Raw genomic sequence first — 14,196 nt, forward strand, 5'->3', positions numbered from 1 at the left:
ATACCGTGCATAGACTGCTTTTGAAGCCATCGCCAATAAGCTTATCGCCTTATACAAAAAAGAATCAAAGTGAAGACTAAATATTGCGGTTAAAGAAAACACGGAAACAGACACCTGGTTCGGCTTGGAAAGATTAGATAAGCGTCATCGAGTAACAATCGGTTGTGAATAATGACGCTTATTGAAGTTTACTTTCGCACACAATGCACGTTCGACGTTTTCTCGAAACACAGCAATTATGCCGCTTTCAAATTGGTCACTTTGTCGTGCCTACTATAAGTCGACAGGCACATCTGAAAAAACGATGTAACGAACGCATTGCAAATCGCTCGATCTTTTCTCAACTGCTCGAGAAATTGCGTACGATATGCGGCCAGCATGGTATCCCGGGGGACCCCTTTGTGCAACTAAATCGCCCGAAAGAAATTTTGGCGGCATTCTTGGATCTCGCTAGAACAAGAATTGCGTTCATGGTTGTCATCTCCTGTGCTGTTGGCTTCGTCATGGCATACAAAGGGGATTTCAACTGGTTTCAGTTCGCATGCGCTTTGGTCGGCACCGGATTGTTGAGCAGCGGCGGTTGTGCAATCAACTGTTACATCGAGCGTGAACTCGATGCGATGATGCCGAGAACAGCCCAGCGTCCCATTCCGGCGGGTGTGGTCTCACCAAACACTGCATTGATCTACGGCATATCTTTGATCGTTGCCGGCGCACTAATCTTGTTCGTGTTCAACAACCTCCTCTGCGCTGTGCTTGGACTATCGGCAGTAGGCATATACCTGGGCATGTACACACCCGCCAAACGCTGGACATGGCTCAACACGTCAGTCGGGGCGGTGCCAGGTGCGATACCACCATTGATTGGGTGGGCAGCAGCTTCGGGCGAGCTCAACACATGCGGCTGGATACTCTTTGCGATTCTGTTTATCTGGCAACACACGCATTTCTTGCCGATCGCCTGGCTGTTCAAAGAAGACTACCGTGCGGCTGGGTTTAAGATGCTCCCGGCACTTGAAGAAAAGGCCGAAAAAACTTTTGGTCTAACAATCGCGACTGCGATTGTTTTGTTACCACTCTCAACGATGCTCTATTACACCGGAAACTCTTTCGCCGGACCCGCATATTGCCTCGCTTCACTCATGGGCGGGTTAATTCTCGTTGTCACGTCAGTGCAATGGAAAAACAAACAGTCGCGACAAGCGGCTCGCCTCGTGCTTCTCATGAGCCTCGTATATTTGCCCGCCATTTTTGCTGGAGTAGTTCTTGATCGGGTGTGTGGATGGACATAAAAAACGCCGAATTTACAAGCATATTCAATGTTGCCAGTTTGCAGAACAGAGCAATGGTCGACTTGCACTGGTTCTATCTGGCTATCGCCGTGCTCATCGCCTTCGTGGTGACAGGGCTTCTGGTGGCAGTGATAGCGAAGTTTAGAACTCCCGCCAATGACGACGGCAGTGAACCGAGACAAATCAAGGGCAACATTCGACTGGAAATTATCTGGACCGCAATTCCACTCGTTATAGTCACCGTGCTCGGAGTTCTCACGGCGATGGTGATGCTTACGGTCAACCCGGCAGTAGGAAACAAAAAGCCGGACGTGATCGTGATCGGGCACCAGTGGTGGTGGGAATACCAGTATCCGAAGCTTGGCGTCGTCACAGCCAATGAACTCTATCTGCCGGCCGGTAAAAACACACTTTTCGAACTGCGCGCCGCCGACGTAGTGCATTCCTTCTGGGTAGTGGCATTCGGCCAGAAGATGGACTGCATACCTGGCCATCCGACCAACATGTGGGTGCACCCCATCAAACCTGGTAAGTATCTTGGTTCATGCTCGGAATTCTGCGGTGCGCAACACGGGCTGATGAGAATCATCGCCAACGTGGTCTCTCAGGAAGATTTTGATGCCTGGGTCAAGGCTCAGCAAGCAGCACCTGAACATTCCACGGACCCTGCAGCTCTTCACGGCAAGAAGCTTTTCAACGACGCCACCTGTGTGCAGTGTCACCGCATCGCCGGTGATGCCGAAGCAGAAGCCCAGATTGGTCCGGACCTGACTCACATCGCACAACGTAAAACGCTCGGTGCAGGCGTGATCGTCAACAACACCGAGAACCTGACCAAATGGATGCAAAATCCTCAGACTTACAAACCTGGAGTTTACATGCCCAATATGCGCCTCACAGATGAAGACGCGCATGACATCGCCATTTACCTGGAGAGCCTAAAATGACCGGCGGTACGATTCACCACTCACACAAACCAGTCAACTGGTTAGCAGAAGTTCCGGAATATCAAGGAATTCTCAGTTGGCTGACGTCAATCGATCACAAGCAACTGGGCATTCTTTATATTATGTCCGCCCTGGGATTCCTGGTGCTTGGCGCTGTGCTCGGGCTGACAATGCGTTTGCAGCTGATGTTCCCGATGAATCACCTGGTCACGCAGGAAGCCTACAATCAGATCTTCACCATGCACGGTACCACGATGGTTTTCTTCGTCGGTATGCCCTTGCTGTTCGGCTTTGCCGTTTACCTGACGCCTCTGATGATCGGGGCGCGCGATATGGCATTCCCCAGGCTGAACTCGTATGGCTTCTGGGTATATTTGTTCGGCGCCATCATGCTTTTCTTCAGCTTTCTGGCTGGTGGTGGTCCATCAGCCGGATGGTTCGCCTACCCGCCTTTGAGCGAGAAGGGATACCTTTTCAATAACGGACAGAACTACTGGGCGCTCAGCTTGTTCGTCACAGGTATCGGCTCAGTAGCGACCGGACTGAACTTGATCGTCACGATTTTGACAATGCGGGCGCCTGGCATGACTCTCAAACGCGTACCGCTGTTTGTCTGGATGATTCTGATGGACGGCTTCCTGGTCATCTTCTCGTTGCCGGCGCTGAACGCATCGCTCGTCATGATTCTCTTCGACCGCATCCTCAACACCCACTTCTTTGATGCCACCATGGGCGGCTCGCCTCTGCTCTGGCAGCATTTTTTCTGGTTCTTCGGGCATCCGGAAGTGTATATATTGATTCTTCCTGGTTGGGGCGCGATATCGGAAGTAATTCCGGTCTTCTCTCGCAAACTGCTCTTCGGAGCAGGAGTCATGGCTGCTTCGACAGTCGCCATCACATTCCTGAGCTTCGGCGTCTGGGTTCACCACATGTTCGCCGTTGGTCTCGGTTTTGCACCACTCTATATCTTCGCCGTCACCAGCTTGCTTATCGCAGTACCGACAGGCATCAAAGTCTGGTCCTGGCTGGCAACCATGTGGGGCGGCAAATTGAAATTCACTGTCGCCATGCTGCATTCGATGGCATTCCTTATTCAATTCACTATTGGTGGATTGGGTGGCGTGGCGTTCGCCGTCATTCCAATCGACTGGCAACTGACAGACAGCTACTTCGTTGTGGCGCACTTCCACTATGTATTGATCGGCGGTCTGGTGTTCTCACTGATCGCAGGCATCTATTACTGGTATCCAAAAGCAACAGGCAGAATGCTCTCCGAGACACTCGGCAAGTGGCATTTCTGGCTGATGATAATCGGATTCAACGGAACGTTCTTCGTCATGCACATCCTCGGCATTCTCGGCATGCCGCGAAGAGTCTGGACATATCCAGCCGGAATGCCGGGCTGGTCTGAATTGAATTTCTTTTCGACCTGCTGCTCATTTGTTCTCGTCGCATCGATGCTGCTTTTCGTCTACAACCTTTTCTGGAGCTTCTATCACGGCAAAATTGCCGGACCGAACCCATGGAACGCCTGGACTCTGGAATGGCTGGCAGAATCGCCGCCGATAGCAGAGAACTTCGAGCGCGTACCGGTTGTGCGCAGCAGAAGACCACTTTGGGATTTGCAATACGGTAGCGGCGGTGATGGAGAAGAGCACCATGCATAGTCAAGCGAGCACACCAGTTCCGGCGCACCCGCTGGACACTAACTTGAAGATGAACCGCAATGTCCTGGGGATGCTGCTCTTCATCGGTTCAGAATCGATGTTCTTCCTGCTTTTGATTCTTGCCTACGTCAATTTCCACAATCAATATGGAATTGGAGAAATGGCAGCCTGGCATCTCGATGTAGCCAAAACTGGATTATTCTCGATTGCCTTGTTTGCCAGCAGTTTCACACTCTGGTTATCAGAAAAAGCACATGCCAAAAACAGCGGCATGGCGATTTTCTGGATGACCTTAACAATCGTCCTTGGCGCAATCTTCATTTGCGGCCAGGGTCTGGAGTACTCGGATTTGATTCGCGAAAACCTGACAATCAGTCGCGACTTGTTCGGTACGACGTTTTTTACCCTGACCGGCTTCCATGGCTTCCACGTGATCATCGGGCTGATACTGCTCTCGGTGGCGCTCTGGATCATGGTACGCGGCAAAGAGCATGAAATCACGGAAGCCGGGCTGACCTGCGTCTCGCTTTACTGGCACTTTGTCGACGTGGTCTGGGTAGCGGTCTTCTCGGTCGTCTATCTCTGGAGATTCATAAAATGACACCTGAACTTTTGCACCTGCTTCAATCGCACTGGGAGCCGATTCCGTCTCTGGCCATTGGCTTGACGGCACTGACCGGTGGCTATTTGTGGGCGAAAAAATTCAAATTCGATTTTAAGACCTACGTTTTTCTCTCGGGCATTGCTCTGCTCTGGTTGGGCTTGATGTCGCCGTTAGATGAACTTGGCGACCGCTATCTGTTCAGCGCACACATGCTGCAACACATGATTCTGGAATTCATAGGACCAGCGCTGCTGGTAGCTGCACTGCCTGAAGAAATGGTGCGCAAATGGATGAGAATTCCAGCCTTCAGGCTGGCAGACAGAACCCTCGGCAACCCGGTCTTCGCCATCACCATTGCCACGTTGGTGATGTTGGTCTGGCATGTACCGCCAATCTATGACATCACGCTAGTTAACGAACCAGTGCACATCATTGAGCACATCACTTACCTGATATCAGGAACGATGCTCTGGTGGCCAGTCTTCAAGCCTATTCCAGAGGGTCGTTTGAAGCCCATGCCGGCAACGATTTATCTGACGGCGGCTGCGTTTCTAGCCTCGATTCTCGGCATGATTTATACAATTTCAGATGTTCCTTTCTATGGTGCATACGCTTATCCAGTCGATGAGCACCACCTGCTACCGCTGATCCGCGACCAGTGGGGAATCACTCACCTCGAAGATCAGAAGTTAGGCGGCGCCATTATGTGGGTTATCTGCACACTCAACTTCTTCTGGGCGTTGATGGCAGTAATGGTCGAATGGGTAGCAGAACAGGAGGGTGATGATGTCAGAAGATCAGCAGCCTGATAAAGCAAAAGAGCCATCAGCAGAAGTCAAAACTGAAAATGAGTCCGTTGAAACTGAATGGATTCCAGGCGAACAGCTTGAACTGATTCGCATTCCGCCACCGACGATTTGGCCGGCGACGTTGGCGCTCGGTACCACTGGTATTGCCTTTGGTGTCGTGACACATTGGATATTATCGTTGGCCGGACTATTCCTGTTTCTGCTAGGCGCAGCAGGATGGATTGAGGACATGAGAAAAGATGTGCTGCAGTGATCCCAGTAACAAAAAACCTGAAGAAGAGCCCAAAGTTGCCATTGACTGGAGCCGCGTTCTCGTCAGCCGCGACGAATTTCTCAAACTTGTCGGAGCTGTCTGCGCAGGATTCATCGGGTTAATCGTGGCAATTCCAGCGGTTGGATTCGCCTTTGAATACTTCCTTGTGCCAAGCAAAGAAGATTGGATCAAAGTCGGACCGGTCGGACAATATGAAGTCGGAAAAACAGTTGATGTAGTCTTCACCGATACCACAGGCACTCCCTGGGATGGCGTGTGCGCCAAACGCACCGCATGGTTGCGACGCATAGACGAAACAAACTTCGAGGCGTTCGCCGTCAACTGCACTCATCTTGGCTGCCCGGTGCGCTGGGAAGCAGGCGCAGAGCTGTTTATGTGTCCATGTCACGGCGGCGTCTACTACAGTGACGGCAACGTCGCAGGTGGTCCGCCACCCAGACCGCTGCACAAGTATCCGACCCGCATCGCCAAGGGTCAGGTAGAAATCAAGGTCGGCCCCGTGTTGACCGAAAGTTAAAAGGAGCGATCAGTCAGGCGCAAATTCAAGAGTCAGGCTGAGCGAAAGTAGGTTTAGAAGATTCTGCAATGGCAACAAAAGTTTTAGACAAAGCACTGGAATGGCTAGAGGATCGAACGGGTCTAGTCAAACCGTTCATTCATATGATGCTGCATCCGGTGCCGGGCAAATCGACCTGGGCATATGTATTCGGCACCGCCATCATGACCTCGTTTGTGGTGCAGCTTGCTTCGGGCGTTGCGCTTTCTACGATGTACGTTCCCAGCGGCGGAGAAGCCTGGGAAAGCATCAAGTGGATCACCGAGAAGGTGCCTTTTGGAGCCTGGTTGCGTGCAACTCACTACTACGGCGCCTCTGCGATGATCATTTTCGTCGGCTGCCATGCGATTCGTACCTATCTATTCGGCTCATTCAAATTTCCACGTGAATTGAACTGGATCACCGGCGTCTTTCTACTTTTCCTCACAGTCGCAATCGCATTTACAGGGCAGGTTTTGCGCTGGGACCAGACCGCGGTCTGGACAGTCGCAGTCGGTGCTGAACAGGCGCTGCGCGCGCCATTCCTCGGGCCCACTCTCGTGCGTGTCTTGTGCTCAGGCGACAACGTCAGTGCCGCATCGCTGAGCCACTTTTTCGCGATGCACGTTTTCATATTTCCTGCCTTGTTAGTAGCTTTGATTGGTTTTCACGTCTGGCTCGTCTTGCACCACGGCATCTCCGAACCACCGAAAGCAGGCAAGCCGGTCAAGCGCGAAACATATCGAGAGGAATATCAAGAACTGCTCAAGACAGAAGGCAAGCCCTTCTGGCCGGATGCTGCCTGGAGAGATGCGGTGTTCAGCACTATCGTCGTTCTGGGTATCTGCGCTTGTGCTCTGTACTTTGGACCACCTGCAATTGAAAATCCTCCCGACCCTTCGCTTGTAAATGCCGAGCCCAAGCCAGACTGGTACCTGACATGGTATTTTGCGCTGCTCGCCCTTGTTCCGGCTCAAATCGAAGACTGGTTCATTCTTCTGTTTCCGCTCTTCCTGGTCTTCGGTATGTTACTGCCGCCGTTCGTCTCGAATACGGGAGAGCGCAGCGCCCGCCGACGCCCATGGGCTGTGGCGATTGTCGTCGTCGTGGTGGGTTCCGTCCTGGCTTTGTGGCAGGAAGGTATCAATGAATACTGGACACCTAAATTCGAAGCGACGCCGGTGCCACCGAAAGTGGTTGCAACACAGAATACCGTCATTGAGAAGGGTGCGAAAGTATTCAACGATCGAGGCTGTCTGTTCTGCCACGCTATCGCTGGTCACGGTGGTAAACGCGGTCCCGACCTGACTGATGTTGGCGAACGACTGACCCACGACCAGCTTGTGATCAGAATCGTCAACGGCGGTGTCAATATGCCAGCCTATGCCGGTAACATCACTCCGCAAGAGCTTGCCGATGTGACTAAATTCCTCGAGACTCGTCGACCTCATGCGCTGCCTGGCGAATCGGCGAAGAAGGAAACTGCTTCGGCGACTGGCGAAAACAAAGGCGCAACTGAACCATCGCAGAACGCAGGTTCAGGTACGCAGGTAAAGCCAGGCGGTGCAGAACCAGTGGCAACAGCTGAAGTGCCGCCGAATGAAGTGCCGAAAAACGAAATACTGCCAAGTGAACAACCACTGCCTAAAATCGAGATTCCGAAAGGCGAAATCGCCCGCGTGCGAGACATCGCTCAAGATGGACTGACAGAAGTGCAGCTGGGTAAATTGGCAGAGACGAAAGCGACTGCGCCCGACGTCAAAGCGATGGCGACACAGATGGTGACGGAGCACACAGCAGCCAACGAGCAGCTGAAGAAAGCCGCATCATCAGTAGGGTTGACGCTGCCACCAAATATCAGCGATCAGCAAAAAGCACTGATCGACAGTTTGTCAAAACTGTCGGGAGAAGAATTCGACAAGAAATATGTTGAAGTGCTCATCGATGCGCACAGCAAAGCCATCTCTGTAATCGAAGCCGAGGTTAAAGAAGGCACCGGTGATCTTAAGAATTGGGCTCAAGGTGCTTTGGTGGCAATCAAACGACATCATCACCAGGCCATGGGTCTCAGCAAGAAGTAGGCACGAGCAAGACACGTTCACCTGAAGGTCACTCACGGTCGCGAAGATAGCAAGTGTTCGAATAGAGCTCGAATAGAGCTCGAACAGAGCCACTTACTTTCGCGCCGGCTTCCTGCAGGCTGAGGTCACCCCTCGTTGAATCTGGACATTCTGCTGCTTATTATCAACACCGCTGCCACCTGGTTCATGACCGGTTTGATCTGGTTTGTACAAATTGTCCACTACCCACTCTTTGACGGCGTCGGCACGAGCGAATTCCAGGCTTACGCCGAGCGACACAGACAGCTGACAACTCTGGTCGTCTTCTCGCCCATGGTGATCGAGATTTGCACGGCTGCGCTGCTGGCGATGACCTGGAGGCGGGCTGATGGATGGCTATTATGGATATGTTTTGCGATGGTTATTGGAATCTGGGTGTCAACCGCTTTGTGCTCCATTCCCTGCCATGCGAAATTATGCGGAACCGGATATTCAGAGGTAACGCATCACTGGCTCGTCACAAGCAATTGGATTCGGACGCTACTGTGGACTGCACGGGCAGTCATTCTCGGCAATATCATTTTCAAATTACTAGCGCAAATCGACATACCTAAATAGCTTATCGAACTGACCAAAACAGATTAATTTCCTCCATTTCTGTGCAGAGACAGAAATGTTGCCTAAAATTGAGCAGGAATCTCGGGACTATCTCCAGTCAGGAAATCGCGCAACTTATCTGCCCTTCCGAAAACGAGAATTAAGCACTGAAACTAACTCTGCTACACAAGGGTCTGATTCTCGTTTGCATTCCGCTTTGCTTTGAGATACTCGTCTTCTCATATCTGATCAACGCGCAAAATCATCTTGAACTCGAAGCGCAAAAGATCAATCGAAACAAGAAGATCAACGATCAGGTCAATCTAATTTTTTCAGACGTCTTCGGCGTCATAAATCTAATCAGATCAACCCAATCTGGTCTCGTCTCAACAGTATCTGTGCCGAATCGAGTGAACGGCAGCATTGCCGATCTGAATAGGCGCTTCGATGAGCTCGAAGTACTATCCCAAAACGAGCCTGAGATGTTGCACAACGTTCAGGAAGGTAAAAATGGATTAGATCAAGTTTCTGAATCGATCAAGAAGATGAAAAGGGACCTACTCAGGTCTGACAGTTCAGAAATACCGGTCATTTTGCATGACGCTTCGCTAAACACAGAACTGAGTCTCCAAAAGCTGATGAACCTGGGTGTTTTCGATTGGGCGACAAAGAACCAGATCGAAAGAGAAGTTCTCAGAAAAGAACTCTGGGAACAAATAAGACTTGTTCTTGAATGTGGGTTGGCATTGAGTCTGGGTCTGGCCACCGCTGGTTGCTTCTTTCTCAGCAAGCAAATTGTACGGCGAACATCGCGGCTTACGGAGAATGCGGTGCTCATGGGACGGGGCAAACCGCTGTTACCTCTGCTCGATGGAACCGACGAACTGGCAGAACTGGATCGCAACTTCCATCAAGCAGCAAATCTGCTCGAAGCAGCTAAACGAACCAGACAAGAAGTCACAGCAATGATTACTCATGACCTGCGCACCCCGCTACAAACAGTGCAGGGATTTTTGGAGATGCTTGGGCAGGGAGTCTTTGGCGAATTGAACGCACTGGGTGAGCGGTTGTTATCGGTAACAACTGGTGCTTGCCACCACATGTCCAAATTGATTGACAATGTTCTTCAGTTAGAAAAGTTGCGATCCGGCACTGTCAAACTGCAGACATTGCCAGTGGAGCCGCAACCTTTTCTGGAAAAATGCATCGCTGCCGTACAACTTCTCGCCGAAGAGAAGGATATAGAAATTACTCTCCAGGTTTTGGAAGAGAAGCCTGGAACAATATCCATTGATGCATTCTGGATGGAACAGGTCGTCGTGAATATTCTTTCCAATGCGATAAAATTCAGCCCTCGCGGAACTTCCGTCACTCTCACAACATCGAGAGAAAAAGACAACTTAACCATTCGCATCAGCGACCAGGGTCCAGGCATCCCGCCTGACCAGCAAAAGCTGATCTTCGAACGCTTTCATAGAACCAAGTCGACAGAAGCAGTGCCGGGCACAGGACTTGGCTTGGCGATAGCAAAGGAGTTGGTCGAATTGCATGGAGGCATAATTTCTGTCGAGAGCGTTGAAGGACAGGGCGCAACTTTCGTTTTAAGAATTCCCCAGAAGTCACTTTCGACAAATGTTCGATCCGGCACTTCAAAACAGGAAGAATCCACAACCGCTAAGAAGCCCGCTCTGAAATTGCTGCACAAGGGGCTGATCCTGATCAGTATTCCTCTATGTTTTGAGATCACCATATTCGGACTGCTTCTCGGCTTGCAAAACGACGTCGAGCAAGAAGCCAATCGCATAGATCACAATCGACAGGTGAATGATTCAGTCAATCTAATTTTGCATGACTTCATGCATGTAGGTCTCGGATTGCGTCGACGCCAGCGTAGGACTGAATCAAATCAGACCTCAACAAATCAATTTCGCAGCTTGTATGCCGATATTTTGAAGAACTTCAAGCAGCTGGAAGACCTTGTTGAGAACGAAGATCTCGGCAATCAAATAAAACGTGGAGAGCGTGGTGTCAAATTACTCGCGGAAAGACTGGAGTCGCAATCTAAAGATACAGCAGAGCAGGAGCAAGTAATCAGTGACATGCTCTCGATGATGAACTACCTTGCTAAAAGAAGTGCCGAGGCTGAGTATGACCTTCATGGAAGCGAACTACGCGAGCGATCTCGCACACTTCTAGAGCTAGCCATTTTATTTAGCATCATGTTCTCTTGCCTCGGTGCCGCCTGGTACAGCCGGCAGATAGTAAATCGCCTGAAAAGATTGAGCGAAAATTCCCGGTTGATTGTTGATGGCAAACCGTTGTTGGCACCAGTTGAAGGTACTGACGAAATCGCGGAACTGGACAGAAGCTTTCACGAAGCAGCCGCGCAAATCGAAACAGCAAAGAAAATCCGACAAGAAGCGACCGTGATGATTACTCATGACTTGAAGACTCCGCTGCAATCGCTGCGCAACTTCCTGGAGATGCTTGGCGATGACATGCTCGGCAAGATAAGTGAAGATGGAACAAAGCTGCGTGTTTCGAGCAATGCGTCAATTCAGCGCATGGAGGAACTCATAAATAGTGTTCTTCAGCTGGAAAAACTGCGCACTGGAAGTTTGAAGTTGCAGACCAAGCCGCTGTTAATAACGGATGTTCTGGACAAATCGCTGACATCCGTAAAACTCCTCGCCGATCAAAAATCCATCAGCATTTCATGCCGATACAACAACCTGGAAGATCAGGATATTGAGGGAGATGCTTTCTGGCTGGAGCAAGTATTGGTCAATCTATTGTCAAATGCAATCAAATTTTCCGGACAAAATTCAACTATCACAATCACGCTTGCCCTGGTTGAAAACAATCTCAACATATCGATTGCAGACCAGGGCACGGGCATTCCTCCTCAAAACGTGAACCAGATCTTTGAGAAATACTTTCGACCGGAGACAGTTGCATTGGTGCCAGGAACCGGACTAGGGCTGCCGATAGCAAAAGAACTGATTGAACTTCATGGCGGTTCGATAAGTGTAATTAGTACGCCCGGCGAGGGCAGCACTTTCACGGTTACACTTCCGATCTGACACTGGTATCGTCTGTTAACTGACTCTGCATGTACAGGTCTTTCTCTTTCTTTGCCTGTCGAATCGTTAGCTTGGAGAACTTCAAATCTGGGGATTCATCATCCCGCAAATATGCAGACTTATCCTTCTTCAGTGCACGTATATCGTCACTACCAGCAGTTTCAGTATCGTCAGCCGACTGATACAAAGCACTCTCTTTTTTCTTTTGGCGAATCTCACCATCAGATAATGACTGGGACGAGGTCGACTGGTCTCGACCATCAGAGAGTTCAAGCGCAGGTAACACGCCAGGGTATTGTGCCGCCTGGGCATTTTCCACCGCTGAATGATACCAGTTGCCAATCGTTCCACTAACAATCCGGCCGAAGCCCCTGGCTTCTTGACTCAGGGTATCCCCAAAGCCAAGTTGCCCTCTGCAAAACTGAGCATCAGCTTGCAATATGTCTCTCAAACCAGCCGAGGCATCCGCCCGATCTTTGGCTGCTGCGTTGTGGCTATTTTGAATGTTTTCAAACGGTGACGGCATAATAATCCTCCTGCGGAGTAACAACTACTCCTGAACTACTGAACTAATCAATTACAAGTGAACTACTCAATTACTCCTGAACTACATTTTTGACATGAACAAAAGAGCTGAATCAAAGGCGCTTCCGACAAACTTGATTACTAAAGTTCAATATGCATGCCAGGCAAAATCGTCTCGCCATAATGATTAACAAGAGCCTGAACTCTAAGGTGCTCACGTCTGGCATCGTGTGTTCCAGGGTGTCTTCTTTGCTCATCAGCCCTCACGATTGACGAAAGATTGTCTCCCCGACGGACCACATAATCTCGGTGCTCAGCACCGTGGGCAGTGCGTGGGTGCTCGGAATGAGTGGAAGGTTGTCTACCCGTGTCGCCGTGCTGTGGTGTTGTGGGATTTGGGTGCTGCGCAGGCGGAACATGTGAATCAGAGGGTGCTCCATGTCTGCCGGGCTCTGAATGAGGTGTAGGCACTGCAAGTGTTCGCTGCAGAGGCGATGCTTGAATTTGATTCTCTGGATACAAAACACGTTCTCGCGCTTCAACAGCTCGGTCCGCAGTCTCTCCCAACTCTCTTAGCGCGTGACGAGTGCGAACATAGGCATCGGGAATAATATGGCTAGCCTGCTCTTGAGCCTGGTTATAGGCATTACCGATTTCAACCTGGCGGTCATTTATCCATTCTCCGGCTCCAGCGATCAAGCCTTGCGTTCTATGTTGAACAGAGGCAATTTGACTCCCCCAGCTAGATTGCACCTCAGCCCACATACGATTGTTGGCTTGGTCTGCGGCTGCTGCGTGCTGTCTCGCTAACGCATCCTGACGATCGGCAATTTGATTTTCTCTTTGCGAAGGGCGCACGTTATGAATGTCTGGCATAGTAATTCTCCTCTGGAGATATAAACGATTTGCAGGGGTTCAAATCGGGATTCCGTTCATCGCAGTTTCTTGCGATGCATTGATAATGCATCGAGAGGTGTTGCACGGATGTCACATGGAAAAGTCAGATTTGTGAATTATCTACCGTCCTGCTAAAATCACCACAGGTACGGGAATTCAGGGCAGAAATTCTTTTTCATGGCAAAAATCCTCCTGGTCGAAGACGATAACGCTACAGCGGAATTTGTGTCGGCTTACCTGAAGAACGATCACCACCTGATCGAACACGTAGTCGACGGGCGCGATGGACTGGAATATGCAATCCAAAGCGATTACGACTTAATCTTGCTGGACTGGGACTTGCCGGGTCTGGATGGCGACAAAGTTCTCAAAGAATTGCGCGGCAAAGGGAAGAAAACTCCTGTAATAATGTTGACGTGCAAGACCCACGTCGATCGTAAGACTGATGCACTTGACGGCGGTGCAGATGACTATCTGACTAAGCCTTTCGATCTGAAGGAATTAGCCGCGCGCATCCGAGTTCAACTGAGGAAGTCAGCTGACCAGATTAGCAATGTAATCTCACTCCGAAATATATCAATTGAACCTCAAAATCTGAAAGCCACTATGGATGGTGTTGCACTGGATCTCCTTCCTAAAGAGTTTGCACTACTCGAGTTCTTCATGAGAAATCCCGACAAGGTTTTCACGGTCGAAGCGATCATGCAGCGCGTTTGGGAGACGGACACAGAAAGCTCACCAGGAGCCTTTCGCACACTCCTGGCCCGCTTGCGCAAAAAACTGGAACTTCCCGCGGCAGAAAAGCCGTTAATCGAAACAGTCCATAGCGCTGGTTATAGATTTAACTCCTGAGTACAGCCATGGTTACCGGTTAAATTCCTGATTTCATAGCCATGGTTATCGGTT

General features: G+C 50.4%; 12 protein-coding genes and 1 pseudogene. 11 read left to right on the forward strand and 2 right to left on the reverse strand.

Annotated features, from left to right (window positions below):
* Positions 1-203 precede the first annotated feature (203 nt).
* The 10 genes and pseudogenes from cyoE (at position 204) to EKK48_04660 (ending at position 11,868) form a co-directional block, all read left to right on the forward strand.
* A complete protein-coding gene (gene cyoE / locus EKK48_04615; protein ID RTL44539.1) occupies positions 204-1,292 on the forward strand; it encodes a protoheme IX farnesyltransferase in 1,089 nt (362 codons plus the stop codon).
* On the forward strand, positions 1,283-2,239 hold the full coding sequence (coxB, locus tag EKK48_04620; protein RTL44540.1) for a cytochrome c oxidase subunit II: 957 nt from the start codon (positions 1,283-1,285) through the stop codon (positions 2,237-2,239). The genes cyoE and coxB overlap by 10 nt, the downstream gene beginning before the upstream one ends.
* Complete coding sequence (gene ctaD, locus EKK48_04625; protein RTL44541.1) at positions 2,236-3,906, forward strand: cytochrome c oxidase subunit I; 1,671 nt, start codon at positions 2,236-2,238, stop codon at positions 3,904-3,906. The genes coxB and ctaD overlap by 4 nt, the downstream gene beginning before the upstream one ends.
* Positions 3,884-4,507 carry a heme-copper oxidase subunit III gene (locus EKK48_04630; GenBank protein ID RTL44542.1) on the forward strand — a complete coding sequence of 208 codons (624 nt, stop codon included), beginning with the start codon at positions 3,884-3,886 and terminating at the stop codon, positions 4,505-4,507. Before ctaD ends, EKK48_04630 begins: the two co-directional genes overlap by 23 nt.
* Positions 4,504-5,319: a cytochrome c oxidase assembly protein gene (locus tag EKK48_04635; GenBank protein RTL44543.1), complete on the forward strand. Its 816-nt coding sequence runs from the start codon at positions 4,504-4,506 to the stop codon at positions 5,317-5,319. The genes EKK48_04630 and EKK48_04635 overlap by 4 nt, the downstream gene beginning before the upstream one ends.
* Positions 5,294-5,572 (forward strand): hypothetical protein, encoded by a 279-nt coding sequence (locus EKK48_04640; protein RTL44544.1) that lies wholly within the window; start codon positions 5,294-5,296, stop codon positions 5,570-5,572. Before EKK48_04635 ends, EKK48_04640 begins: the two co-directional genes overlap by 26 nt.
* Positions 5,559-6,110 (forward strand): (2Fe-2S)-binding protein, encoded by a 552-nt coding sequence (locus EKK48_04645; GenBank protein ID RTL44545.1) that lies wholly within the window; start codon positions 5,559-5,561, stop codon positions 6,108-6,110. Before EKK48_04640 ends, EKK48_04645 begins: the two co-directional genes overlap by 14 nt.
* Before the next feature lie 68 nt (positions 6,111-6,178).
* A pseudogene (locus EKK48_04650) lies at positions 6,179-7,573 on the forward strand (c-type cytochrome).
* An 822-nt stretch (positions 7,574-8,395) separates the two neighbouring features.
* Complete coding sequence (locus tag EKK48_04655) at positions 8,396-8,806, forward strand: hypothetical protein (protein ID RTL44991.1); 411 nt, start codon at positions 8,396-8,398, stop codon at positions 8,804-8,806.
* 377 nt (positions 8,807-9,183) lie between these two features.
* Positions 9,184-11,868, forward strand: a complete 2,685-nt coding sequence (locus EKK48_04660; protein ID RTL44546.1) for a HAMP domain-containing histidine kinase — start codon at positions 9,184-9,186, stop codon at positions 11,866-11,868.
* On the opposite strand, the gene EKK48_04665 is transcribed toward EKK48_04660, so the two are convergent.
* Together EKK48_04665 and EKK48_04670 are read right to left on the reverse strand one after the other, a co-directional pair.
* Positions 11,852-12,394, reverse strand: coding sequence for a hypothetical protein (locus tag EKK48_04665; GenBank protein ID RTL44547.1), 543 nt, complete (start codon positions 12,392-12,394; stop codon positions 11,852-11,854). The genes EKK48_04660 and EKK48_04665 overlap by 17 nt on opposite strands.
* A 140-nt stretch (positions 12,395-12,534) precedes the next feature.
* Entirely contained in the window at positions 12,535-13,269 is a 735-nt protein-coding gene (locus EKK48_04670) for a hypothetical protein (protein RTL44548.1), read from the reverse strand.
* A 198-nt stretch (positions 13,270-13,467) separates the two neighbouring features.
* Here EKK48_04670 and EKK48_04675 point away from each other — a divergent pair, with 198 nt between their 5' ends.
* Entirely contained in the window at positions 13,468-14,142 is a 675-nt protein-coding gene (locus tag EKK48_04675) for a response regulator transcription factor (GenBank protein RTL44549.1), read from the forward strand.
* The last annotated feature ends 54 nt before the right edge of the window (positions 14,143-14,196 follow it).

This window comes from Candidatus Melainabacteria bacterium, from assembly GCA_003963305.1.
GTDB lineage: Bacteria > Cyanobacteriota > Vampirovibrionia > Obscuribacterales > Obscuribacteraceae > PALSA-1081.